General features: G+C 70.8%; 19 protein-coding genes and 2 tRNA genes. 12 read left to right on the top strand and 9 right to left on the bottom strand.

The annotated features are described in order from the left end of the window. Positions 1–387 precede the first annotated feature (387 nt). Complete coding sequence (locus tag AB0E07_RS11470) at positions 388–1,731, bottom strand: M6 family metalloprotease domain-containing protein (protein WP_362248736.1); 1,344 nt, start codon at positions 1,729–1,731, stop codon at positions 388–390. 363 nt (positions 1,732–2,094) lie between these two features. Between AB0E07_RS11470 and AB0E07_RS11465 the strand changes: the two genes are divergently transcribed. Next, positions 2,095–3,909: an EAL domain-containing protein gene (locus AB0E07_RS11465; protein WP_362248733.1), complete on the top strand. Its 1,815-nt coding sequence runs from the start codon at positions 2,095–2,097 to the stop codon at positions 3,907–3,909. Here AB0E07_RS11465 and AB0E07_RS11460 read toward each other — a convergent pair. The 3 genes from AB0E07_RS11460 to AB0E07_RS11450 form a co-directional block, all read right to left on the bottom strand. After that, positions 3,885–4,976: an LLM class flavin-dependent oxidoreductase gene (locus tag AB0E07_RS11460; protein ID WP_362248729.1), complete on the bottom strand. Its 1,092-nt coding sequence runs from the start codon at positions 4,974–4,976 to the stop codon at positions 3,885–3,887. The genes AB0E07_RS11465 and AB0E07_RS11460 overlap by 25 nt on opposite strands. A gap of 324 nt (positions 4,977–5,300) precedes the next feature. After that, positions 5,301–6,050 carry an aspartate/glutamate racemase family protein gene (locus AB0E07_RS11455; protein ID WP_362248726.1) on the bottom strand — a complete coding sequence of 250 codons (750 nt, stop codon included), beginning with the start codon at positions 6,048–6,050 and terminating at the stop codon, positions 5,301–5,303. Next, positions 6,047–6,835, bottom strand: a complete 789-nt coding sequence (locus AB0E07_RS11450) for an aspartate/glutamate racemase family protein (RefSeq protein ID WP_362248723.1) — start codon at positions 6,833–6,835, stop codon at positions 6,047–6,049. Before AB0E07_RS11450 ends, AB0E07_RS11455 begins: the two co-directional genes overlap by 4 nt. 111 nt (positions 6,836–6,946) lie before the next feature. On the opposite strand from AB0E07_RS11450, the gene AB0E07_RS11445 reads away from it, so the two are divergent. Continuing rightward, positions 6,947–7,894, top strand: coding sequence for a D-2-hydroxyacid dehydrogenase (locus AB0E07_RS11445; protein WP_362248720.1), 948 nt, complete (start codon positions 6,947–6,949; stop codon positions 7,892–7,894). Between the two features lie 22 nt (positions 7,895–7,916). Next, positions 7,917–9,308, top strand: a complete 1,392-nt coding sequence (locus tag AB0E07_RS11440; RefSeq protein WP_362248717.1) for an amidase — start codon at positions 7,917–7,919, stop codon at positions 9,306–9,308. Here the strand turns inward: AB0E07_RS11440 and AB0E07_RS11435 are convergent. Next, positions 9,289–9,783 (bottom strand): DUF3830 family protein, encoded by a 495-nt coding sequence (locus tag AB0E07_RS11435; protein ID WP_362248714.1) that lies wholly within the window; start codon positions 9,781–9,783, stop codon positions 9,289–9,291. The genes AB0E07_RS11440 and AB0E07_RS11435 overlap by 20 nt on opposite strands. Positions 9,784–9,829: 46 nt before the next feature. Here AB0E07_RS11435 and ehuB point away from each other — a divergent pair, with 46 nt between their 5' ends. The 6 genes from ehuB to AB0E07_RS11405 all read left to right on the top strand — a co-directional run bounded on the left by ehuB (position 9,830) and on the right by AB0E07_RS11405 (position 14,081). Further along, entirely contained in the window at positions 9,830–10,735 is a 906-nt protein-coding gene (ehuB, locus tag AB0E07_RS11430) for an ectoine/hydroxyectoine ABC transporter substrate-binding protein EhuB (RefSeq protein WP_362248711.1), read from the top strand. Beyond that, positions 10,732–11,442, top strand: a complete 711-nt coding sequence (ehuC, locus tag AB0E07_RS11425; protein ID WP_362248708.1) for an ectoine/hydroxyectoine ABC transporter permease subunit EhuC — start codon at positions 10,732–10,734, stop codon at positions 11,440–11,442. The genes ehuB and ehuC overlap by 4 nt, the downstream gene beginning before the upstream one ends. Beyond that, the gene (ehuD, locus tag AB0E07_RS11420; RefSeq protein ID WP_362248705.1) at positions 11,439–12,089 is read left to right on the top strand and encodes an ectoine/hydroxyectoine ABC transporter permease subunit EhuD; all 651 of its coding nucleotides are present in this window, start codon (positions 11,439–11,441) and stop codon (positions 12,087–12,089) included. The genes ehuC and ehuD overlap by 4 nt, the downstream gene beginning before the upstream one ends. Positions 12,090–12,102: 13 nt before the next feature. After that, a complete protein-coding gene (gene ehuA / locus AB0E07_RS11415; protein WP_362249070.1) occupies positions 12,103–12,873 on the top strand; it encodes an ectoine/hydroxyectoine ABC transporter ATP-binding protein EhuA in 771 nt (256 codons plus the stop codon). A 207-nt stretch (positions 12,874–13,080) separates the two neighbouring features. Then, entirely contained in the window at positions 13,081–13,839 is a 759-nt protein-coding gene (locus tag AB0E07_RS11410) for an IclR family transcriptional regulator C-terminal domain-containing protein (protein WP_362248702.1), read from the top strand. 168 nt (positions 13,840–14,007) lie between these two features. Continuing rightward, positions 14,008–14,081, top strand: a tRNA-Lys gene (locus AB0E07_RS11405). Positions 14,082–14,529: 448 nt separating this feature from the next. On the opposite strand, the gene AB0E07_RS11400 is transcribed toward AB0E07_RS11405, so the two are convergent. The 3 genes from AB0E07_RS11400 to AB0E07_RS11390 all read right to left on the bottom strand — a co-directional run bounded on the left by AB0E07_RS11400 (position 14,530) and on the right by AB0E07_RS11390 (position 17,758). After that, positions 14,530–15,135 carry a lytic polysaccharide monooxygenase gene (locus AB0E07_RS11400; RefSeq protein ID WP_362248699.1) on the bottom strand — a complete coding sequence of 202 codons (606 nt, stop codon included), beginning with the start codon at positions 15,133–15,135 and terminating at the stop codon, positions 14,530–14,532. Positions 15,136–15,236: 101 nt separating this feature from the next. Beyond that, a complete protein-coding gene (locus AB0E07_RS11395) occupies positions 15,237–16,343 on the bottom strand; it encodes an SPFH domain-containing protein (RefSeq protein WP_362248695.1) in 1,107 nt (368 codons plus the stop codon). 86 nt (positions 16,344–16,429) lie between these two features. After that, the gene (locus tag AB0E07_RS11390; protein ID WP_362248692.1) at positions 16,430–17,758 is read right to left on the bottom strand and encodes a peptidoglycan-binding protein; all 1,329 of its coding nucleotides are present in this window, start codon (positions 17,756–17,758) and stop codon (positions 16,430–16,432) included. Positions 17,759–17,944: 186 nt separating this feature from the next. On the opposite strand from AB0E07_RS11390, the gene AB0E07_RS11385 reads away from it, so the two are divergent. From AB0E07_RS11385 to AB0E07_RS11375, 3 genes are all read left to right on the top strand, one after another. Next, positions 17,945–18,018: transfer RNA gene (locus AB0E07_RS11385), tRNA-Lys, on the top strand. Positions 18,019–18,438: 420 nt separating this feature from the next. Continuing rightward, on the top strand, positions 18,439–20,412 hold the full coding sequence (locus AB0E07_RS11380) for a glycosyltransferase family 2 protein (RefSeq protein WP_362248689.1): 1,974 nt from the start codon (positions 18,439–18,441) through the stop codon (positions 20,410–20,412). Next, entirely contained in the window at positions 20,409–22,346 is a 1,938-nt protein-coding gene (locus AB0E07_RS11375; protein ID WP_362248686.1) for a kelch motif-containing protein, read from the top strand. Before AB0E07_RS11380 ends, AB0E07_RS11375 begins: the two co-directional genes overlap by 4 nt. Before the next feature lie 82 nt (positions 22,347–22,428). Here the strand turns inward: AB0E07_RS11375 and AB0E07_RS11370 are convergent, their stop codons facing one another. Then, a complete protein-coding gene (locus AB0E07_RS11370; RefSeq protein ID WP_362248683.1) occupies positions 22,429–23,451 on the bottom strand; it encodes a glycoside hydrolase family 6 protein in 1,023 nt (340 codons plus the stop codon). Between the last annotated feature and the right edge of the window lie 124 nt (positions 23,452–23,575).

The following is a 23,575-nucleotide window of genomic DNA, read 5'->3' as shown; positions in this document are numbered from 1 at the left end:
CCGACCTCCCGGCACCCCCGAGGTCGGCTGGGGGTCCGGGGGTTATCCCCCGGGAAATACAGCATCAGCGGGTCCGGGGTTCGAGTCCCTGGCGGCGCACCGACACGAAGGCCCTCCGGGAAACCGAAGGGCCTTCGCCTTTGAATCCCCGCCTTCCCGGCACCCCGACCTCCCGGCACCCCCGAGGTCGGCTGGGGGTCCGGGGGTTATCCCCCGGGAAATACAGCATCAGCGGGTCCGGGGTTCGAGTCCCTGGCGGCACACCGACACAAAGACCCCCCGGGAAACCGGGAGGCCTTCGCCTTTGAATCCCCGCCTTCCCGGCACCCCGACCTCCCGGCACCCCCGAGGTCGGCCGGGGGTCCCGGGCACGACAGTGAAGGCCCCTCAGGGTTCGATCCGTACCGTCCACGCCCCCGCCGCCGTGTGGCCCTCCACCTTCACGCGGACTCCGTCACCCGGCACCGTGAAGCTCTCCCCGAGGGCCACCGGGGCGTCGGCGAGGGGCGGGTAGACCGAGTCCTCCCAGCACGCCTCGGTGTCCGGGTGGGCGTCCACGACCTCGACCGGACCGCGGCCCGACTCGGCGCCGCTGCGAACGCGGTACACCAGCACCCCGTCCCGGCAGGCCCCCGCGTCGTTGCCGGTCCGGGTGCGCACCTCGAAGGCGAGCGCGCTGTCCGCCCCGGTGCGGACCACCGCGAGCTTGGTGCCGCCGCCGAGCCCGAAGGCGGGCGCTCCCGCCGCGACCGCGGCCGGGGCGTCCGGTCCGGCGCCGAGCGGCTCCAGGGTGATCCGCGCGCCCCCGGGGTCCCGGACGCAGGTGACCTGGCGGGGATCGAGCCAGCCGAGCTTCCACTTGTGCCACCCGAACAGGTCCGGGGCGAGACCGAACTGGCTGCCCATCAGGTCCCAGTCCCCGACGTAGGTGTCCCAGTCGCCGTCCCCGTCCACCGGGCGGTGGTAGAGGTCGGGCAGGTCGAAGACATGGCCCGTCTCGTGGGCGAGGACCAGCCGGTCGGGCGGATGCTGCTCGAAGACGGTGACGACCCGCCGGATGTCCGTGCCGTCCGCGCGCAGCGGGGTGTCCAGGTTGACGACCTTGGTGGCGTCGGAGTCCACGCCGGGCGCGTCCGGGTCGGCGACGAAGTACACGACGTCGTAGCGGGAGAAGTCCACCTCGGGATCGGCCACCGCGAGGGCGTCGCGCAGGTAGGCGCCCCGGTCCGCCGGCTCCCAGTCCCGCTGTATGGCGTAGGCCGTCGACGGCCGGGGCATCCGGATCCACTTGCGCAGCGGGTCCGTGCGCAGGGCGAACCGGCCGTAGGAGGCGCGTTCGAAGTAGCGGGCGGTGGCCGGGAAGTGGTCGGCCGTCAGCTCCGCGGGGCTGGTCAGGGGCACCGCGTCGGGGAAGGAGAGGAACACCATCACCGCGTTCAGCGAGCGGGCGGGGCGCGGGTAGGCGGCGTTCCAGGTGTCCAGGCCCTCGGAGTGGTGGGCGTCGGTGCGCTTCAGGGCGCAGGGCGCCGAGGAGAACGGCTCGGCGATCGAGGGCGCGGAGACCAGGGAGGTCGCGGCGAGCGCGGACATCGTGGTGCACAGGGCCGCGGTGCTGCGCAGCCGGGGCCACTCCCGCAGCCGGTTCCCGAACCCGCGGAACGTCGCACGGGTGAGTTCCCCGAACGGGAGCTGACGCGGCACGTGGACCTCCGGGAGCGGTTCGCGGGACACCGCACCCAGCCTGTGTGAATTTGTCGTACTACGCCCTGTTTGTCTGCACCGGACGAGTGAGAGGGCCGCACGGAGAGCCGCACCGACACCCCCGAATCGCTCACGGACCGTCACATGTGGTCGAGCGACCGCTGAACCCGGCCAACGGCGGGCAGAAACGAATTGTCAGATGGGCGGCCCACTCCGGGACACTGGAGGGTGGCTGGAAGGGCCTGAGCCCAGCCTCTATGATCGGCACACTTTCCTGACCTTTTCCTGTACTGTCCTGATCCCTTTCCTGCACGGATCCGGTCGGCTGCCGACAGGTCGGCCGGCCGGCGCGACGAGACCATCCGAAGACCGAGTGCACTGCGGGAGCGAGCGGTGAGCGGAACGTCCGAAGGGCCGGTGCCCGCGGCAGATCTCATCGGGCCGGCTGTCACAGAGAGTAGCGAAGGGGACGCGCCCTTCAGGTCCGCGTTCGAGGCGGCCCCCCTGGCGATGGCCGTCGTGGACCGCGAGGGCCTGGTCACGGGAGCCAACCCGGCCCTCGGCGAACTGCTCGGCAGCAGCCCACGGGCGCTGGCCGGGGCGGTCGCCGCCGACCTGGTGGACCTGTCCTCCGACGCCCGCACCTGGCACGCCTACCGCGAGGTGCTGCGCGGCAGACAGGCGCGGTTGCGCTGCACCCGCCGGCTGAAGCACCCCGACGGACACTGTCTGTGGGTGCAGGTCGCCGTCGCGCCCCTGCCCGCCGCGGAGCCGGGCGGGGTGCTGCTGTCGGTCTCGGACATCAGCGCCCGCCGTGAACTCCAGTCCCGGCTGCGGCACTTGCAGAACCACGACCCGGTGACCCGGCTGCCCAACCGCACCCTCTTCTTCGAGCGGTTGTCGGCGGCGCTGGAGGCGGAGGCGTACGACGAGGGCGGCACCGGCCGGATCGGGCTGTGCTACCTCGACCTCGACGGGTTCAAGGCGGTCAACGACACCCTCGGGCACCGGGTGGGCGACCGGCTGCTGGCCGCCGTGGCGGAACGCCTCGGCCGGTGCGCGGACGAGGCGGGCCACACCCGGGTCGGCACCCCGCTGGTGGCGCGGCTCGGCGGCGACGAGTTCGCGCTGCTGGTGGAGGACTCGACCGGCACCGAGCAACTCGCCGACCTGGCCGAGTCGGTACTGGAGGCGCTCCGGCCCCCCTTCGACATCTCGGGCCGGCGACTGTCGGTCTCGGCGTCGGTCGGAGTCGTCGAACGGCACGCGGCCGGGACCAGCCCCACCGCGCTGATGCAGGCCGCCGACACCACGCTGTACTGGGCCAAGGCGGACGGCAAGAACCGCTGGACGCTCTTCGACCCCGAGCGCAACGCGCACCGGATGACCCGTCAGGCGCTCGCCTCCACCCTCCGGCCGGCCATCGAGCGCGGGGAGTTCGTGCTGGAGTACCAGCCGCTGGTGTGCATGGAGGACGGGCGGCTGCGCGGGGTCGAGGCGCTGGTGCGCTGGGACCACCCGCAGTTCGGTCTGCTGACGCCGAATCGGTTCATCGGACTGGCCGAGGAGGACGGCTCGATCGTGCCGCTCGGCCGGTGGGTGCTGGCCGCCGCCTGCCGTCAGGCGCGCGGCTGGCAGCTCGCCCACCCGGACGAGCCGCCGATCTTCGTGAGCGTCAATGTGGCGGTCCGCCAGGTCTGGGACTCCGACCTGGTCGCGGACGTGGCCCGGACCCTCGCGGAGACCGGGCTCGCGCCGCATCTGCTCCAGCTGGAGCTGACCGAGTCGGCCGTGATGGGCTCCGGCGGACGCCCGCTCCAGGCGCTCCAGGCGCTCAGCGACATGGGCGTGCGGATCGCGATCGACGACTTCGGCACCGGGTACTCGAACCTCGCCTACCTGAGCCGGCTGCCGGTGTCGGTGCTGAAACTGGACGGGTCCTTCGTCAAGGGCTTCCAGTACGACGGGGAGGGCCTCGCGCCGAACCCGGCCGACGAGGTCGTCGTCGAGGCGATGATCCAGCTGGCGCACCGGCTCGGGCTCACCGTGACCGCCGAGTGCGTGGAGACCTCGGCGCAGGCGTCGCGGCTGCGGCGGATCGGCTGCGACACCGGCCAGGGGTGGCTGTACTCCCGGCCGGTCGCGCCGGATCGTATCTCCGAGCTGCTGGGTACGCCCGGGGTTCAGGCGGCGGTCGGCAACCCGTAGGCGTCCGCGATCAGTTCGTAGGAGCGCAGGCGCAGGGCGCCGCTGTGGGCGTGCGAGGTGAGCATCAGCTCGTCGGCGCCGGTGCGCTTGTGCAGGTCGTCGAGTCCGGAGCGGACCTCGTCGGCGGTGCCGTGCACGATGTTGGCGCTCCAGGAGGCGATGAACTCCTCCTCCATGGCGCTGAACACGTGCGCCTCCGTCTCCTCGGGGCTGGGGAAGAGACCGGGGCGGCCGGTGCGCAGCCGGACCATGTTCAGCCCGGTGGCCCGTACCTGGCGCGGGGCCTCCCGCTCGTCGTCGGTGGCCAGGGCGGAGACGCCGATGACGGCGTAGGGCGCGTCGAGAAGGTCGGAGGGCCGGAAGGACTCCCGGTAGAGGTCGAGCGCCGGGATGGTGTTCTGCGCGGAGAAGTGGTGGGCGAAGGCGAACGGCAGACCGAGGGCGCCGGCCAGCCGGGCGCTGAAGCCGGAGGAGCCGAGCAGCCAGACCGGCGGGCGGTGCGGGCTCTGGACGCCGCCGGGGGACGTGGCCTGGACGGGGCCGGGCACCGCGTGGATCCGGCGGTAGGGGTGGCCGTCGGGGAAGTCGTCGTCGAGGAAGCGGACCAGTTCGGCGAGTTGCTGGGGGAACGCGTCGGCGGCCTCGTCGAGCCGGTCGGTGCGGCGCAGGGCGGCGGCGGTGGCGCCGTCCGTGCCGGGGGCGCGGCCGAGGCCGAGGTCGACGCGGCCCGGGGCGAGGGCCTCCAGGGTGCCGAACTGCTCCGCGATGACCAGGGGGGCGTGGTTGGGCAGCATCACGCCGCCGGAGCCGAGCCGGATGCGGGTGGTGTGGGCGGCGAGGTGGGCGAGGATCACGGCCGGGGAGGAGGAGGCTACGCCGGGCATGGAGTGGTGTTCGGCCACCCAGTACCGGTGGAAGCCGCGGGACTCCGTGAGGCGGGCCAGGTCGACGCTGGTGCGGAGGGCGTCGGTGGCGGTGCTGCCGGCGCCGACGGTGACGAGGTCGAGTACGGAGAGGGGGGCGGGGGCGGTGCCGTGTGCCGTGCCCCGGATCTCGTCTGCCGCCATCGGTGGGTGCCTCCTGGTTCATGCCGGTGTGGTTCTCCGGGCGGTAACAGGAGGGTGGCTCCGGTTTATTCCCGGGCGGGGGCGCCTGTGGTTGTCTCGCCCCCGCCGCCCCTACCCTTCCCGTCCCTGGGGGCTGCCGCCCCCAGACCCCCGCTTCGGCCCTGAAAGGGCCTTGTCCTCAAGCGCCGGACGGGCTGGAGGGGCGGGCCATGTCCTCAAGCCTCGGACAGGCTGGAGGGGCGGGCCATGTCCTCAAGCCTCGGACAGGCTGGAGGGGCGGGCCATGTCCTCAAGCCTCGGACAGGCTGGGGGCGGGCCATGTCGTCAAGCGCCGGATTGGCCGGGAACCTGCACTACCGGCTCTCGGGTGAAGAGTGTTCCTAGTGTGGGGGCGTTTACCCTGCGGTCCGTCAGGCGGAGTGCTTCCCAGACCGTGACCTGGTTCGCGGTGAGGACCGGCTTGCCCAGGTCCTTCTCCAGGGCCGGGATCAGGGCCGCGGTGTGCAGGGCCGTGTCGGGCAGCAGGACCGCGTCCGCCTCCTCGTGGTCCGCCCGCCGGGCCAGCTCCAGTACCTCCGCCTCGGTCCAGCCGCCGACCTCGGCCGCCGTGACGACCCCGGAGCCCCGCACCGACACCACCTCCGCGCCGCCCGTGCGCAGGAAGGCGGCGAACAGGTCCGCCACGTCGTCGGGGTACGTCGCGCCCACGGCGACCCGGCGCACCTCCAGCTCGGCCGCCGCGTGCACGAAGGCGAAGGAGGTCGAGGAGGCCGGCATGCCCGCCGCACGGGCCAGGGTGCGCACCTGTTCGTGGGCGCCGTCCCAGCCGTGCACGAAGCTGCCGCTGGTGCAGGCCCACACCACCGCCTCGGCGCCGGTCAGGCGCAGCTCCTCCACGCCCGCCGCGAGCCGCTCGGGCGAGCCCATCTCGCGCAGCGCGTCCACCCGGTGCGCGTCCTCACCGATGTCCGTGTGCACCAGGTCGACCCGGATGTCGCTGCCCAGGAGCTGCTCGATGCGGGGATAGTCGTCCTCGGCGGAGTGCCCCGGGTAGAGGAATCCGAGTGCTGTCATGTCGAGCCCTCCTGCTGCTGTTCCACGTCGGGAAGTGCGGGGCCGCCGCGGGCCGCCGGATCGGTCAGCGCCTGGTACGGTCCCACCGCCCGGGTACCCAGCCTGCGCAGGGCTGCCCACATCGTTACCTGGTTGGCCGAGATCACCGGCATCCGCAGCTCCGCCTCCAGTTGCGGGATCACGTCGTACGTCGGCAGGTTGGTGCAGCTGATGAACAGGCAGTCCGTGCCGCGTCGCACCGCCCCGCGCGCCATCTCCACCACCTCGCGGTACGGCACCTTCCATATGTGCCGCGTCAGCCCCATGAACGCACACCCCGTCACCCTGACGCCCGCCTCGGCGACATAGTCGGCCAGCGATTCGGTGACCGACTCGGTGTACGGCGTCACCAGCGCCACCCGGCGTGCCGCGAGATGGGTCAGCGCCTCCAGCAGCGCCCCGGACGTCGTCAGCGACGGCACCTCGCCCGCCCGGGTCATCGCCTCGCACATCGCCCGCTCGCCCGCGATCCCGCCGACGAAACTGCCCGAGGTGCAGGCGTAGGCCACCACCTCGGGGCTCACCGCGGTCAGCGCCCGGACCCCGTCCGCCAGGGTCTCGTGCTCGCTGACCAGCCGGGCCAGGTCCAGGCTCACCTCCACCGGCACGTACGGCGTCCGGGTCAGGTGCAGCGACACGTCGTCCGGGACCCAGCGCCACAGTTCGCGGTCGAGGGCGAAGTCGAAGGGCGCGACGACGCCGACACCGCGCTGCGGGCACGGCCCGCCTAGAAAGGAGACGTCCATGGCAGACACCGCCCCAGATCCGCACCGGTCGTGTTGACGAAGGTAGGTTCGGGTGCGAGCGTGGTCAATCCGCCCATGTCAGACGCCCGGTGACCCTGCTGAAGGGACGGCATGACCCTGCCCACGCTGCTCGTGCTGGACGCCGATCCGCTCCCCCGGCTCGGCAGGCTCACCGGACGGGTCAGGATCGATCACGCGGACGGGGCGACGCTCGCGGCGAAGCTGCCCGCCGCCGATGTGCTGCTGGTCTGGGACTTCACCTCGCACGCCGTGCGGCACGCCTGGCCCGGCGCCGGGCCCCGGCCGCGCTGGGTGCACACCGCGAGCGCCGGCGTCGATCACCTGCTCTGCCCCGAACTGGCCGCCTCCGACACCGTGGTGACCAACGCGCGCGGCATCTTCGACGAGCCGATCGCCGAGTACGTCGCCGCGCTCGTCCTGGCCGTCGCCAAGGACCTGCCGCGCACCCTCGGACTCCAGGCGGAACGGACCTGGCGGCACCGCGAGTCGCGGCGGCTGCGCGGCACCCGCGCCACGGTCGTCGGCTCCGGGCCCATCGGGCGGGCGATCGTACGGACGCTGAAGGCGCTCGGGGTGACCTGCGCGCTGGTCGGGCGGGTGCCGCGGACCGGTGTGCACGGCCCCGGGGAGCTGGATCGGCTGATCTCCCGGGCGGACTGGGTGATCGCCGCCGCGCCGCTCACCGAGGCGACGCGCGGCATGTTCGACGCCCGCCGGTTCGGGGTGATGCAGCCCTCCGCCCACTTCATCAACGTCGGGCGGGGCGGGCTCGTGGTGGAGGAGGCGCTCGTGGAGGCGCTGTCCAAGCGGTGGATCGCGGGGGCCGCGCTCGATGTGTTCGCGCACGAACCCCTCCCGCCCGACAGCCCGTTGTGGCGGCTGCCGGGGCTGATCGTCTCCCCGCACATGAGCGGCGACACGGTCGGCTGGCGGGACGAACTGGCCGCTCAGTTCGTGGAGTTGTACACCCGCTGGGAGGCGGGCAGAACCCTGCCGAACGTCGTCGACAAGCAACGCGGGTACGTGCCGGGACGCTGAACTTCGCACCGCTGGAGGGCGTATGACCGACCTGACCGGACTGACCGCCGTACAACTCCTCGACGGATACCGGACGGGGGCGTTCAGTCCCGTGGAGGCCACGCGCGCGGCGCTGGAGCGGGCCGAGCTGGTCCAGCCGGAGGTGAACGCGTTCGTGCGGATCACCGCGGAGGGGGCGCTGGCGCGGGCCCGGGAGTCGGCCGAGCGGTGGCGGCGCGGGGAGCCGGCCGGACTGCTGGACGGGGTCCCGGTCACGGTGAAGGACATCCTGCTGATGCGCGGCGCCCCGACCCTGAGGGGCTCCCGGACCGTGTCCGAGCGGGGTCCCTGGGAGGAGGACGCGCCGTCCGTCGCCCGGCTGCGGGAGCACGGCGCCGTCTTCCTGGGCAAGACCACCACTCCGGAGTTCGGCTGGAAGGGCGTCACCGACTCGCCGTTGACCGGTGTGACCCGGCATCCGCTGGACCCTGCGCGCACGGCGGGCGGTTCCAGCGGCGGCGCGGCGGCGGCCGTGGCGCTCGGCGCCGGACCCCTCGCGCTGGGCACGGACGGCGGCGGCAGCGTCCGCATCCCGGCGGCGTTCTGCGGGATCTTCGCACTGAAGCCGACGTACGGGCGGGTGCCGCTGTACCCGGCGAGCGCGTTCGGGACGCTGTCGCACGTGGGGCCGATGACCCGGGACGCGGCGGACGCGGCGCTGATGATGGACGTCATCGGGGTGCCGGACTCTCGGGACTGGTCGGCGCTGGGACCCGCGGCGGGTTCCTTCACGGCGGCCCTGGAGGGCGGGGTGCGGGGGCTGCGGGTGGCGTACTCGCCGTCCTTCGGCGGTCAGGTGGCGGTGCGCCCGGCGGTGGCCGCCGCGGTCCGGCGGGCGGTGGAGCGGCTCGCGGGGCTCGGCGCCCATGTCGAGGAGCGGGACCCCGATCTCACCGACCCGGTGGACGCCTTCCACACCCTGTGGTTCAGCGGCGCCGCCCGGGTCACCCAGCGCCTGGGACCCGACCGGCTGGCGGAGCTGGACCCGGGGCTGCGGGAGATCCGGGCGCGCGGCGCCCGGTACAGCGCCCTCGACTACCTCGCCGCGGTCGACGTCCGGATGGACCTGGGCCGCCGGATGGGCCGCTTCCACGACACCTTCGACCTGCTGGTCACGCCCACCCTGCCGATCACCGCGTTCGAGGCGGGCGCCGAGGTGCCCAAGGGGTCCGGGTACCGCCGCTGGACGGGGTGGACGCCCTTCACGTACCCCTTCAACATGACCCAGCAGCCCGCCGCCACCGTCCCGGTCGGCACGGACGGCGACGGGCTGCCGGTGGGGCTGCAACTCGTGGCCGCCCGGCACCGGGACGACCTGGTGCTCCGGGCGGCCCACGCGCTGTACGAGGGGCAGGTCAGCGTCGGCGGAAGCTGAGCGTCTCCCCCGCCGCCCCGGTGCGCCACAGGTCGTTGCAGGCTTCGGCCATCCGTTCCAGGCCGTCGGTGATCTCACCCCAGACGGTGCCGGGCACCCAGCCGACATCGCCGTTGAGCAGCAGGTTGTTGCGTTCGTAGAACAGGGCGAGGTCGACCAGGGTGGCGCCGTGGCGGACCTCGCGGTCGTAGCCGTAGGCCCGGGTGCCCAGCTCGGCGCCCGCGAAGGCGAAGTAGCACAGGTCGCCGGGGATGGGGGTGACGGTCGGGTTCTCCAGGGGCGGCTCGGTGTCCGCGAAGGGCGGGAAGAGGGCGTAGATCTCGTTTCGGGCGTATTTGGCGTGGTAGACGTCGCCGGACAGGGGAAGGGCGTCCCAGACGGCCGCGCAGGTGATCGGCGCGCGGTCGTCCAGGAGTTTCGCCGTGCAGTGGATGTCCCGCTTCACGAGCGAGACCTCGATGAACCGATCAGTCATACGAACAGGGTGCATACATCGCATCGGCTCGGGTAGCCGCGCCGCCATGGCTCCACCACTGGCACATGACGACCACACATCCGGAACCAGGCGAAGAACGCTGCTAGCGGGGGTGGCGGCACTCGGCGCGCTGGGCGCCGCGGGCTGCTCGCGCGTCGCCACCGCGTCGGACACCGAGGGAGGTGAGCTGCTGGAGCGGCTGCGGGCCCAGGGCGTCGCCCGGCTCGGCATAGCCGGAGAGATCCCCTTCGGATACATCGACAAGAACGGCGAACTGACGGGCGAAGCACCGGAGTTGGCGAAAGTCATCTTCAAACGGCTCGGGGTGGACCGCGTGCAGGCGGTTCCCACAGAGTTCGGTTCCCTCATTCCGGGCCTCAACTCCCAGCAGTTCGACATCGTCGCCGCCGGGATGTACATCAACCCCGAGCGGTGCGAGCAGGTCATCTTCTCCGACCCCGACTACCAGATGCTCGACTCGTTCATCGTGCGCAAGGGCAATCCGCTGGACCTGCACGACTACCAGGACGTGGTCGAGAAGAAGGCCAAGTTCGCGACCGGCACCGGGTACGCGGAGATCGCGTACGCCGAGGAGGCGGGCTACGACCGGGGCGACATCCTGATCGTGCCGGACCAGGTGGCGGGGCTGAACGCGGTCGAGACCGGGCGCGCCGATGTCTTCGCCGGTACGGCGCTGACCACCCGGGAAGTGGTGAAGAAGTCCTCGAAGGCCGAGGTGACGGACCCGTTCAAGCCGATCGTCAACGGCGAACCGCACGTCGACGGCGGCGCGTTCGCCTTCCGGCCGGGCGAGACCAACCTGCGTGACGCCTTCAACCGGGAGCTGCACAAGCTGAAGGAGAGCGGCGAACTGCTCCGGATTCTCCGGCCGTTCGGGTTCACCGAGAACGAGATGACGGACATGACCGCGAAGGAGCTCTGCGGCGGATGACATCCGGACTCTGGGAACTCGTCCTCCAGGGCGTCTGGACGACCGTCCAGCTGCTCGTCCTCAGTGCCCTGCTGGGCGCGGCGGTGGCGTTCGTCGTGGGCGTCGCCCGTACACACGAGTCCCGCGCGGTCAGGTTCCTCGCGGGCCTCTACACCACGGTGTTCCGCGGCACCTCGGCACTGATCATGATCTTCTGGATCTACTTCGTGCTGCCGCTGAGCTTCGGCTGGCAGCTGGTGCCGATGTGGGCGGGCACGCTCGCCCTGGGGCTCACCTACGGCGCCTACGGCTCGGAGATCGTGCGCGGTGCCATCGCCGCCGTCGACCCGGCCCAGAAGGAGGGCGGCATCGCCCTCAGCTTCACGCCCTGGCAGCGGATGCGGCTGATCCTGCTGCCACAGGCGGTGCCGGAGATGATCCCGCCCTTCTCCAACCTGCTGATCGAGCTGCTCAAGGGCACCGCGCTGGTGTCCCTCATGGGCATGGGCGACCTGGCGTTCAGCGGCAATCTGGTGCGCCTGGCCCTCCAGGAGAGCGCGGAGATCTACACGTACATCCTGTTGATCTACTTCGTCATCGCCTTCCTGCTCACCCGGCTCATGCGGGGCCTGGAGAAGAAGCTGAAGGCGGGCGTCGGCCAGGAGCCCCGGGGCGGCGTCACCGCCACCCGGCAGCCCGAGGCCACCGGTGTGGGAGGTGTCGCGTGAACTGGGACTGGAACGCGGTGGCCGACTTCATGCCGCACTTCTGGGACGGACTGCTGGTCACCCTGCAGATCCTGGCCATCGGCTCGGTGATCTCCTTCCTGCTGGGCCTGGTCTGGGCCCTGCTGATGCGAGTGCCCTCGCGCTGGGTCACCTGGCCGGTCGGCACCGTCACGGAGTTCATCCGCAACACCCCGCTGCTGGTGCAGCTGTTCTTCCTCTTCTACGTGATGCCCGAGTGGGGCCTGACCTTCTCCGCCCTGACCACCGGCGTGGTCGGCATCGGCCTGCACTACTCGACCTACACCATGCAGGTGTACCGGGCGGGCATCGAGGCCGTGCCGGTGGGCCAGTGGGAGGCGGCCACGGCGCTGAACCTGCCGCTGCGCCGGACGTGGACCGCGGTGATCCTTCCGCAGGCGATCCGCCGGGTCGTGCCGGCCCTCGGCAACTACGTCATCGCCATGCTGAAGGACACCCCGATCCTGATGGCGATCACGGTGCTGGAGATGCTCGGCGAGGCACAGCTCTTCGCCCGCGAGAACTTCCAGTTCACCGAGCCCCTGACGGTGATCGGCGTGGCCTTCATCGTCATTTCCTACCTGGCCTCCCTTGCCCTGCGAGCCCTGGAGCGACGCCTTGTCCACTGACACCCCCGAGACCGTGCCCACGCCCGAGAAGAAGCCCGCGGCCGGCGGCCGGGAGCTGATCCGGCTGGATCAGGTGACCAAGCGGTTCGGCGACAACACCGTCCTGGACCACCTCGACTTCTCCGTGGACGCGGGCAAGCACGTCACCCTGATCGGTCCGTCCGGGTCGGGCAAGACCACGATCCTGCGGCTGCTGATGACCCTGCTCAAGCCCGACGAGGGCACGATCACCGTCGACGGGCGGAAGCTGTTCCCGGCCTCCGACGCGGAGGTGCGGGAGGTCCGCAAGAAGATCGGCATGGTCTTCCAGCAGTTCAACCTCTTCCCCAACATGACGGTGCTGCGGAACATCACCGAGGCGCCGGTCACGGTCCTCGGCCTGTCCAAGGACGAGGCGGTGGAGCGCGCCAAGGGGCTGCTGGACATGGTGGGCCTGGCCGAGAAGTGCGACGCGCACCCGGCCCAGCTCTCCGGCGGCCAGCAGCAGCGGGTGGCCATCGCCCGCGCCCTGGCGATGCAGCCGCAGGTGCTGCTGCTGGACGAGGTGACCTCCGCGCTCGACCCCGAACTGGTCGCGGGCGTGCTGGACCTGCTGCGGGACATCGCCCGCTCCACGGACATCACGATGCTCTGCGTGACCCACGAGATGAACTTCGCCCGGGACATCTCCGACCAGGTACTGATGTTCGACTCCGGTCGGGTCATCGAGTCCGGCTCCCCGGAGAAGATCTTCAGCGATCCGGAGCACGACCGGACCCGGGATTTTCTCGCCGCGGTGCTGTGACTACGGGTGGTGAGCGGGCCATCACGGGAGGTCCGGACGGCGTGACATACCCCTGGCATATGCCAGCGAGCCAGTGACCCTGTTGAGGGCGCCACATTCTCGTCAACACCCGCTCACTACACGCCGTTTGCCGGTTATCGTGGAGATGTTTCGCCGACCTGATTACGGCCCAGTAATAGTGCGACCGAGCGAGCGCAGGGGGAAACCGTGGCGCTGAAGCACGAGCCGACCGCGCCGTACCACTCCGCCCAGGACGCGCTGCGCGTCCTGGAGACGGTGGCGCGGCACAGCACCGGAATCACCGACGCCCAACTCGCCCGGCACACCGCCCTCAGCCCGGAGCGCCTGACCGGCCTGCTGAGGATGCTGCGCCGCGAGGGGTACGTCGAGCAGGTCGCCGACGGTGCGTACATGACCGGCGAGGCGCTGGCCCGCCTGGGCTCGGCGCACGACCGGGAGGACGCGCTGCGCGAGAAGCTCCAGCGCACCCTGGACCGGCTGCGCGACTCGGTCGGCGCCGCGGTCTACATCAGCCGGTACGAGGACGGCGAGGTGAAGGTCACCCAGTACGCGGACAGCGCGGCCGCCCCGGCGGTCAACGAGTGGGTGGACTTCCGCTACTCGGCGCACGCCACGGCGGTCGGCAAGAGCCTGCTGACCCAGCTCGACCACAACGGCCGGCGGGACCATCTCTCCCGGCACAAGATGGCGCGGCTCACCTCCCGGACCATCACCAGCGACAAGCTGCTCCTCTCCCGGCTGGAGTCCCAGCCGCCGACCGTGCCGGTCCTGGACCTCCAAGAGTACGCGGTGGGCACGGTGTGCGCCGCGGTGCCGATCACGGCGGGGGCGGCCGTGGGGTGTCTGGCGCTGTCCCTGCCGGTGGAGCACGCGCATCGGCTGAAGCAGGCGGCGGACGCGCTCAACCGGAACGCGGCGCCGGTGCTGCTTTCTCTGGCGATCTAGGTCCTGGGTGGTTCTTTCGGCCGCGGGGCGGTGGGGGCTTGTCGCGCAGTTCCCCGCGCCCCTGGGTGGGTGCGCCTCGGGCCCGGTTCGGAGCACCCCGTCGGAGCAGGTAGTATTTTCTCTGTCGTCAGCCGCGAGACATCGGATCTTGCCGCTGGCGCGAGTCATGCGCCGCTAGCTCAGTTGGTTAGAGCAGCTGACTCTTAATCAGCGGGTCCGGGGTTCGAGTCCCTGGCGGCGCACAGAAGAAGGCCCTCCGTGACAACGGGGGGCCTTCACCTTTCCCAGCGGGCTCCCCCTCAGCGCCGGGGAAACTGCCGGGGGTCCGGGGGTCGCCCCCCGGAAGATGCAGCATCAGCGGGTCCGGGGTTCGAGTCCCTGGCGGCGCACAGAAGAAGGCCCTCCGTCATTGCGGGGGGCCTTCACCTTTCCCAGCGGGCTCCCCTTCAGCACCGGGGAAACTGCCGGGGGTCCGGGGGTCGCCCCCCGGAAGATGCAGTATGGGTGAGCGTCCCCCGCGCGGACCACAGCCCCGGGCGGTGATCACCCCAGCGCGCGCCTACGAGTTCGGCGATGCTCGTGGACTCCATGGCGGCGCACCATAGTTGACGGAGCGTCAGATAGCCATGCCGATGCCCCGCACGCCGGCCGATCGGGCCGGCGCACGGGGAACCCACCGTGGGGGGAGGCTCAGAACGTGACGTCCGAGCAGGCGTAGAACGCGTTGGTGGTGTCGGCGACGGTCCACACCGCCACGATCACATGCCGTCCGCTGAGCCCGGACGGCACCGTGCCACTGTGCGAGAGCGTGGACGGCGGCCGCTGACCGTTGTACGGCACCGTCAGGAAGGGGGTGAGGTTGAGGTCGGAACGGGCCAGGTTGTGGTTCTGGTTCCAGCCCTGCTTGGTGATGTAGTACTTGAAGTCGCTCGTGGCGTGCATGGCGGTGAACTGCCAGCGGAACGTGTAGCTCTGACCGCCCGTCACCTTGCTCGCCGGCCAGGCGGCGCCCGAGGGGGTACGCGGGGCGCTGAGCTGGCTGAACTGACTCAGTCCCGCATTGCATATCTGCCCGTCGGCCGGGCCGGAGCCCGGGAAGCCCTTGGGCCCCTCGACGCTCTGCGGCTCCCACTGGATGTTGCCGCAGTTGGTCACGGAGCCGTTCTGACAGAGCTTCTGCCTGCTGATGGGGAGATCGGTGTAGCCGTGGCCGCTGGCCCCGCCGGACGAGAGCACGAGGGCTCCGGTGGTGGCGAGACCGACCACGGCAGCGGACAACTTGGTCTTTCTGCGCATGCTGCCGCTCCTGGGAACGTGGGGGATGTGCAGTGAGCCGTGCAGAGTAGGTCTAGACCAAGTTCGAGAGTATGACCGTTAGTTGAACATGTCCATACCAATCACGTGCCCGATTCCCCGCGCCCCGCGCAGAACGCCACCGTCAGGTCCTTCACCAGCGCCTTGCGCTCGTAGTCGTCGAGTTCGACGAGCCCCCGCACGGTCAGCCGGGTCACCGTGTCCTCCACCGAGTCCACCACCGAGGTGAGGACCGAGGCCCGGTGCTGGGCGTCCAGCGCGGCGATCCGGCGCCGGTGCATGGCGGCGGCGACCTCGGGCGCGTACTCCACCCGGACCGGCTGCACCGAGAAGACCTCGACGCCGACGGCGGCCGCCTCGGCGGCGACCGTCCGGGTCAGCGCCTCCCCCGCCGCCTCGACCCCACCGCGCGCCGACCCCGGCGCCTCCACCGGCACCCGGGCCAGCGCCGCCTCCACGCACTCGCGCAGATACGCCTCGTGGTCCTCGACGCCCAGCGTGGCCCGCGCGGTGTCCCGCACCCGCCACACCGCGAGCACCACCACCCGCAGCGCCACCCCGCCCGCGTCGGCGGCGGGCATCGGCTCGCTGCGCCAGTGCCGCAGCCGTACGTCCACCCGGCGGCGCAGCAGCAGCGGGTTGACCCACATCAGGCCGGTGCGCCGGACAGTCCCCCGGTACCGGCCGAACAGGCCCAGCACCCAGGCCCGTCCGGTCCGGCCCCGGGCGAGCCCGCCGAAGCCCATCAGGCCGAGGGCGCCGGCCCCCGCGTAGGCGGCCCACTGCGCGGGGCCGGGGCCCGCCCCCGCGAGCGCGGGCAGACCCAGCGCCTCCAGGACGAGCGGTGGAAGCGTGCCCGCCCACCAGGAGGTGACCGCGCAGCCGGCGAGACCGCAGGTCCCAGCGAGCACACCCGCCGCGCCGGGCAGCACCCGCGCGGGCCGCTCGGCGAGTTCGGGGTCCAGCTCGGGCACGGTCCGTGCCCGGACCGCCGGGCGGCGCAGCCGGGGCTGCTCCCCCGTGCCCTCCCGGCGGCTGACGACCGCGGGCCCGAGCGGGACGGCGACCGGGGCGGGTTCGTCACGGAAGAGCAGGTGGACGGGGATCTCGGTGGTGGACTCGTTCTGAATCAGCCGGGCCGGGCGAGCCGGTCCCTGGGACTCCGGTGTCGGTGAAGCGGTCGTGGTCATGGGTGCCTCCAGCCTCCGCGCCAGATGCGTCACAACAGGGGATTGCGGGCGGCCCCACTCGGGAGCGGCCGCCCGTGGATGCGGTCTCAGGAGAAGAGCCGCCGCCAGGTCTCCGGACCCGGGTAGCCGTCCGCGGCGCCGCCCCGCCAGCCCTGGGCGCGCTGGAAGGCCTCGACGTTGCGCCGGTCCGCCTCGCTCCAGCGGGGTCCGGGACCGGTCGTGTAGTACTTGCCGAACCCTTTCTTCACGAGCTGCCTGCCGAGCAGCGTCACCGAGGCGTTGTTCGCCCCGGGCCGGAACGCCGACCGCCCCGGGTACCCGGGCACCCCGTGCGAGGAGGGTGGCGCGGGCGGTCCGGCCGCCCCGGTGGTGATGTTCCTGCCCTTGCCGGTGACCAGCAGGGTCCAGGTGTGCGGTCCCGGCAGCCCGTCGGCCTCCTGGCCCCGCCAGCCCTGGGCCTGCTGGAACGCCTGGGTGGCCCGCCGGTCCGACTCCGACCAGCGCGGTCCGGGCCCCGAGGAGTAGAAGCGGGCCGCCCCGCGCTCGACCAGCATCTGCCCGAGCCGGGTCACGTGCTTGTTGTTGGCGCCCGGCCCGAAGTACGCCCGGCCGGGGTATGCCTTCGACTCGGCGGGCTCCGCCGGCTCGGCGGGCCCCGCCGGGTCCGGCGTACTGCCCGCCGCACCACCGGCGAGCCCCTTGTACCGGTAGGGGACGTAGCGGTCGGAGTAGCTCCAGTAGGTGTACGGGGTGGACTGCCGGCGGGCGGTCGGCCGGGTCTGCTCGTAGGCGACGTAGTAGGTGTGCGTGTAGTCCGTCCAGCCGCCGAAGATCACGACGTGCGACCCCTTCTGGGGGTCCGCCGGGTTGTGGAAGAGCAGGATGTCGCCGGGCTGGAGGTCCTCCTTCTCGATGCGCACGCCGTACTGGCCGAGCGAGCCGGTCCACTCGTTGCCGGGCAGGTTCCAGGCCATCGAGACGAACCCCGAGCAGTCCTGCCGGTACCCGTCCGTCCAGTACTTGGTCATGCTGTACGGCACCTTGGCGGCCACCCACAGCTTGGCCCGGTTGATGATCTCCGCCCGGGTGGTGCTCGGTGTCTTCGCCGGCTCGGCCGGCGCCCCGCCGGGGCCGTGCAGCGGAGCCTTGGTCCCCTGGGGCGTCTCGGGCCCGTCGGCCGCCGGCAGTCCCGGCAGTCCCGGCAGTCCCGGAGCCTGCGGGGCCGCCAGCGCCGGTACGGCGTGCCCCGCGCCGAGCGCCGCGGTGGCGGCCGCCGCCACGATCACCGTCCGGTGGGCCGGATGGGCGCCCGTGCGACCCGCCCCGGCGCGCGGCAGGACGCGGCGCCAGTGGACGCATCCGGGACAGTCGCAGTCGCTCGCGGGATCGATTTCCTCGAAGACCGGAGTCCCCATGCGATGCCCCTCACATTTCGGGGTGAAATGTCCGTGTGTGTACACGTTCGTCAGTTTCTCAACTCTCCTGGGCGCGCGCATGCTGACGGTCCGAATGATGTACAGCACCCCGCTGACCGGCCCCCGAGCGGAGCCGCGTGGTCCGGAGCACCCTCCGGGGTCCGGTAGAGTTCTCGATGTCAGCAGGCGCCGCTAGCTCAGTTGGTTAGAGCAGCTGACTCTTAATCAGCGGGTCCGGGGTTCGAGTCCCTGGCGGCGCACAGACCGGGAAGCCCCTCGTGGACGCGAGGGGCTTCCCGTATATCCGGGCAGGGTTTCCACAACAGGCCCACAAGACCCCCACAGGCGCCACAATGAACGCGTATGACCGGTAAACACCGCGTTTCGTATCTTGCGATCATGCTGAACGCCGTAGAACCCTGGTTCTTCAAGATGCCGCCCGTGCGCGGCACTTGGGGGGCTGGGAACCGGTTGCGCGTTTCGACGGGGAGAGGGACCCCGTCCACGAGCCGATGCCGAGGGGGGGCATCATGCAACCGGAAGGTCGCGTTTCCATGTCTATGAAGCTGAAGATGTGGTGACGCCGACCCACCACTGATACGTCTGTGAAGGTCGAGGGGGACCGAAGCAGACGAAAGAACCGACAGACACGCGGTGACCTGCGTGTGGGGGGATGACTCATGACGTCGACGCCGACGGGCGCCCGGCCGAACTCCGACCCGTCCGAAACCACTCAGCTCAGAGTGCCCACCCATCGGACGGGCTCATTCCGGCGGATCAAGAAGACGCTGCCGAAGTACGACTACGAGCACTACAGCCGGCTGGCCGGTCCCCTCACCCAGCCCGATCCGAACAAGCCGTACCGGGTGCAGTACCGCTCGCTGATCTCCCAGGAGCCGCACCGCATACGCGTCGCCCTGATGCTCGCCGCCGCGCCGCTGCTGTCGCTGGTGCTGCTGGCCTGGCTGCTCCAGCCGGAGCACTGGACCGAGCGCGACTACCCGGCCTACGACTTCCTGCCCACGCTCGACGTCGTGATGCTGGTCTCGATCGGTCTGATCGAGTTCTTCCGCTGCATGAACGTGCTGTCCAACGCGCACGCCACCCTGGTCGCCCGCGACCCGATCCCGGTGGTGCCGGAGACCGGCACCAGAGTGGCCTTCCTGACCTCCTTCGTGCCCGGCAAGGAGCCGCTGGAGATGGTGACGAAGACCCTGGAGGCGGCGGTCAAGCTGCGCCACCGGGGCCTGCTGCACGTCTGGCTGCTCGACGAGGGCGACGACCCCGAGGTCAAGGAGGTGTGCGCCCGGCTCGGCGTGCACCACTTCTCCCGCAAGGGCATCGCCAAGTGGAACCAGGCCAAGGGACCGCACCGCGCCAAGACCAAGCACGGCAACTACAACGCCTGGCTGGACGCGCACGGCGACGACTACGACTTCTTCGCCTCCGTCGACACCGACCACGTGCCGCTCCCCAACTACCTGGAGCGCATGCTCGGCTTCTTCCGCGACCCGAACATCGGCTTCGTCATCGGCCCGCAGGTCTACGGCAACTACGACAACTTCGTCACCAAGGCCGCCGAGTCCCAGCAGTTCCTCTTCCACGCCCTGATCCAGCGCGCGGGCAACAAGTACGGCTCCCCGATGTTCGTGGGCACCTCCAACGCGGTGCGGATCAAGGCGCTCAAGCAGATCGGCGGTCTGTACGACTCGATCACCGAGGACATGGCGACCGGCTTCGAGATCCACCGCCACAAGAACCCGGCGACGGGCAAGAAGTGGCGCTCGGTGTACACCCCCGACGTGCTCGCGGTCGGCGAGGGCCCGAGCGCCTGGACGGACTTCTTCACCCAGCAGATGCGCTGGTCACGAGGGACCTACGAGACGATCCTCAAGCAGTACTGGAAGGGCTGGTACTCGCTCCCGCCGAGCAAGCTCTTCAACTACACCATGATGATCATCTTCTACCCGATGTCCGCCCTCAACTGGATCCTCGCGGCGCTGAGCTGTGCGCTGTTCCTGGGCCTGGGCGCCTCGGGTGTCGACATCGACCCGACCATCTGGCTGATGCTCTACGGCAACGCCTCCGCCCTCCAGATCGGCCTGTACGTCTGGAACCGCCGCCACAACGTCTCGCCGCACGAGCCCGAGGGCTCCGGCGGTGTCGCCGGCATGGTGATGTCCGCGCTGTCGGCGCCGCTGTACGCCAAGGCGCTGATCGACTCGGCGCTGCGCCGCAAGAGCAAGTTCGTGGTGACGCCCAAGGGCGACTCGGCCAGCCCCGACCGGTGGTTCGGGACCTTCCGCTACCACTGGTACTTCATCCTGATCTTCGGCGCGTCGATCGCGGTGGGCTTCGTCTACGGGCACGCGCACCCCGCGATGGTCATCTGGGCGACCTTCGCCATGCTGATCACCGCCACCCCCATCTTCGCCTGGCGCCACATGCTGCGTCAGGAGCGGAAGAAGCCGGCCGTTCCGGCCGAGCCGGAGTCGGGCGCGCCCGCCCCGGCGTACCAGGCGCAGCCGCTGCCCACGCAGCCCGGCCCGCACCACAACCCGCAGCACAAGCCGAGTTGGGCCGCCTCGCAGGGCGGTGGCACCGACCAGACCATGCAGATCGCCCTTGGTGGACTTGGGGGACGTAAGGAATGAAAGACCAGGCCGGCCGCCGCCGTGTCCGTCGACTCGCGATAGGCACGGCGGTGGTGCTCGCGCTGGCCGGGATGAACGGTCCGTGGCTCTACCGCTTCGGCACCGAGAAATACCACCAGTACCAGATCAACCGACCGGAGTACAAAGCCGACAACGGTCACTGGGAGATCGTCGAGTTCCCCGACGAGTACAAGCAGAACACCATCCACGCGGCGCTGCTGCGCACCGGGAAGGTGCTGCTCGTCGCGGGCTCGGGCAACGACCAGGAGAACTTCGACGCGAAGAAGTTCGACACCCGGATCTGGGACCCCGTCAAGGGCACCATCAAGAAGGTGGACACCCCGAGCGACCTGTTCTGCACGGGCCACACCCAGTTGGCGAACGGCAATCTGCTGATCGCCGGCGGCACCAAGCGGTACGAGAAGCTGGAGGGCGACGTCACCAAGGCCGGCGGCCTGATGATCGTCCACAACGAGAACCCGGACAAGCCGATCACGCTGCCCGCGGGGACCAAGTTCACCGGCAAGGAGAACGGCAAGACCTTCGTCTCCAAGGACCCGGTGCTGGTGCCGCGCGCGAAGAAGGTCTTCGACGAGGAGACCGGCGAGTTCCTGCGCAACGACCCAGGGCTCGGGCGGATCTACGTCGAGGCGCAGAAGAGCGGCACCAAGTACGAGACCGGCACCGAGGACAACTACCGGGTGCAGGGCCTGTCCGGGACGGACACGCGCAACACCTACGGCATCGCGCAGAAGCTCGCGCTGGACAAGAAGGACTTCCAGGGCATCCGCGACGCCTACGAGTTCGACCCGGTCGCCGAGAAGTACATCAAGGTCGACCCGATGAAGGAGGCCCGCTGGTACCCGACGCTCACCACCCTGAGCGACGGCAAGATCCTCAGCGTCTCCGGGCTCGACGACATCGGGCAGCTGGTGCCGGGCAAGAACGAGGTCTTCGACCCCGAGACCAAGAAGTGGACGTACACCGACAAGGTGCGTCAGTTCCCCACGTATCCGGCGCTGTTCCTGATGCAGAACGGGAAGATCTTCTACTCGGGCTCCAACGCGGGCTACGGTCCCGACGACGTCGGGCGCGACCCTGGTATCTGGGACGTCGACACCAACAAGTTCACCAAGCTGCGCGGCCTCAGCGACGCCGACCGGCTGGAGACCTCCGGGACCGTGCTGCTGCCTCCGGCGCAGGACGAGAAGTACATGGTCATCGGCGGTGGCGGCGTGGGCGAGTCCAAGCTGTCCAGTGAGAAGACCCGGATCATCGATCTGAAGGCGGACGACCCCGAGTTCGTGGACGGGCCCTCGCTGGAGAAGGGCACCCGCTACCCGCAGGCCTCCGTGCTGCCCGACGACAGCGTGCTGATCTCGGGCGGTTCCGAGGACTACCGGGGCCGCGGGGACTCCAACATCCTCCAGGCCCGGATCTACGACGCCACGGACAACACCCTGGATCAGGTCGCCGACCCGCTGGTGGGCCGCAACTACCACTCCGGGTCGATCCTGCTGCCCGACGGACGCGTGATGTTCTTCGGCTCCGACTCCCTGTACGCCGACAAGGCCAACACCAAGCCGGGCGAGTTCGAGCAGCGCATCGAGATCTACACCCCGCCCTACCTCTACCAGGGGTCGCGGCCCTCGCTGGGCGCGGGGACGAAGACCATCGAGCGGGGCGGGTCGGGAACCTTCACCTCGCAGCACGCCTCCTCGATCAAGAAGGTGCGGCTGATCCGGCCCAGCGCGGCCACGCACGTCACGGACGTGGACCAGCGGTCCATCGCGCTGGACTTCACCACCGAGGGCGACAAGGTGAAGGTGACCGTGCCGAAGAACAAGAACCTCGTCCAGTCCGGCTGGTACATGCTGTTCGTCGTCGACGACCAGGGTGTCCCGTCGGAGGCCCAGTGGGTCGAGGTCCCCTAGGGACCGGCCCGCCCGCCGCTGGAGAAACGAATCCCCGCGCCCCCTTCTCCCAGGGGGCGCGGGGATTCGTCGTACCGCTTCGCTACTTCGAGGCCCTGGCCAGGCCCAGCGCGTACTGGGGCCACCACTGGCCCGCCTTCGGGCCGCCCTTGCACTCGCCGTCCGACTCACCGGGACGCTTGACCCAGACGTAGGCGTCCACCAGCGGGTCCGAGGTCTTGGTGGTCGGGGTCTCGCCCAGGGCCCGGCCCGGCGGGTTGCACCAGCGCTCGCCGGCGTCACCCTGCTCGTAGGGGCCGTTGCCGTTGCGGCTGGTGTCGATGACGAAGGGCTTGTTGCCGACCTTGGCCGACAGGCCCTTGCCGTACGCGACGGAGCTCTCGGTGGTGTAGAAGTTCGAGACGTTCACCGCGAAGCCGTCCGCCTGCTCGATGCCCGCCCACTGCAACGGCTCGAAGATCTGGTCGGGGTGGCCCCAGCCGGCGTTGCCCGCGTCCAGGTACACCTTGGTGTTCCGAAGGGACTTCAGCTTCTCGATGGCCCCCTTGAGCAGGTCGTAGCGCTCCTCGTGGAACTCGTCCGGGGTGCAGCCGTCCACCAGGTGCAGGACCGCGTCCGGTTCGAGGACGACCGTCGCCGCTCGGTCCCCGATGCCCCGGGCCACGCCGTCGATCCAGTCGCGGTAGGCGTTGCCGTCGGCGGCGCCGCCCTGCGAGTACTGGCCGCAGTCGCGGTGCGGGATGTTGTAGAGGACCAGCAGGGCCGTGCGGCCCGCCTTGTCCGCGGCCTCGGTGTAACCGCGGGCCTCGTCCTCCGGGTTCTCCGGGCCGATCCACTCCCCGGTCGGCTGCTGGGCGATCTTGCGGATCTGCTCGGCGTCGCCGTCCTTGCCGGCCTTCTCGTAGGCGGCCACCTGCTGTGCCGCGTTGCCCTCCGGGTTGACCCAGAAAGGGTCGACCTCCTTGGGCTGCTGGGTGATCCCGGCGCCCGCGCCGTCCGGCGCGCCGTCCCCGTCGTCCCCGCCGTCCGAGCACCCCGCGATCAGCAGCGCCGCCCCCAGCACCATCGCGGAAGCCCCCCTGCGGGCCCCCCTCCTGCCGTACATCCAACTCCCCCTTGGGTGCCCCGTTCCAAGGCTCAATCCTGACATACCTGTCCTGGGGCACACGAGATCGGTCCGTGCCTTGTCCGCGAGCTGTTACACCGCCCGGGGCGGGCGTAGGCGCGCC

The organism is Streptomyces sp. NPDC048002 (genome assembly GCF_040653275.1).
Taxonomy (GTDB): domain Bacteria; phylum Actinomycetota; class Actinomycetes; order Streptomycetales; family Streptomycetaceae; genus Streptomyces.
The sequence above is the reverse complement of the archived record's forward strand: the minus strand, read 5'-3'. Positions and strand labels throughout refer to the sequence as shown.

Bases quoted from the DNA above. Each gene is read 5' to 3' on its own strand.
- AB0E07_RS11460 (WP_362248729.1), bottom strand. From the start codon at position 4,976: ATGGCGGCAGACGAGATCCGGGGCACGGCACACGGCACCGCCCCCGCC.
- AB0E07_RS11455 (WP_362248726.1), bottom strand. From the start codon at position 6,050: ATGACAGCACTCGGATTCCTCTACCCGGGGCACTCCGCCGAGGACGAC.
- AB0E07_RS11450 (WP_362248723.1), bottom strand. From the start codon at position 6,835: ATGGACGTCTCCTTTCTAGGCGGGCCGTGCCCGCAGCGCGGTGTCGGC.
- AB0E07_RS11445 (WP_362248720.1), top strand. From the start codon at position 6,947: ATGACCCTGCCCACGCTGCTCGTGCTGGACGCCGATCCGCTCCCCCGG.
- AB0E07_RS11440 (WP_362248717.1), top strand. From the start codon at position 7,917: ATGACCGACCTGACCGGACTGACCGCCGTACAACTCCTCGACGGATAC.
- AB0E07_RS11435 (WP_362248714.1), bottom strand. From the start codon at position 9,783: ATGACTGATCGGTTCATCGAGGTCTCGCTCGTGAAGCGGGACATCCAC.
- ehuB (WP_362248711.1), top strand. From the start codon at position 9,830: ATGGCTCCACCACTGGCACATGACGACCACACATCCGGAACCAGGCGA.
- ehuC (WP_362248708.1), top strand. From the start codon at position 10,732: ATGACATCCGGACTCTGGGAACTCGTCCTCCAGGGCGTCTGGACGACC.
- AB0E07_RS11400 (WP_362248699.1), bottom strand. From the start codon at position 15,135: ATGCGCAGAAAGACCAAGTTGTCCGCTGCCGTGGTCGGTCTCGCCACC.
- AB0E07_RS11395 (WP_362248695.1), bottom strand. From the start codon at position 16,343: ATGACCACGACCGCTTCACCGACACCGGAGTCCCAGGGACCGGCTCGC.
- AB0E07_RS11390 (WP_362248692.1), bottom strand. From the start codon at position 17,758: ATGGGGACTCCGGTCTTCGAGGAAATCGATCCCGCGAGCGACTGCGAC.
- AB0E07_RS11380 (WP_362248689.1), top strand. From the start codon at position 18,439: ATGACGTCGACGCCGACGGGCGCCCGGCCGAACTCCGACCCGTCCGAA.
- AB0E07_RS11375 (WP_362248686.1), top strand. From the start codon at position 20,409: ATGAAAGACCAGGCCGGCCGCCGCCGTGTCCGTCGACTCGCGATAGGC.
- AB0E07_RS11370 (WP_362248683.1), bottom strand. From the start codon at position 23,451: ATGTACGGCAGGAGGGGGGCCCGCAGGGGGGCTTCCGCGATGGTGCTG.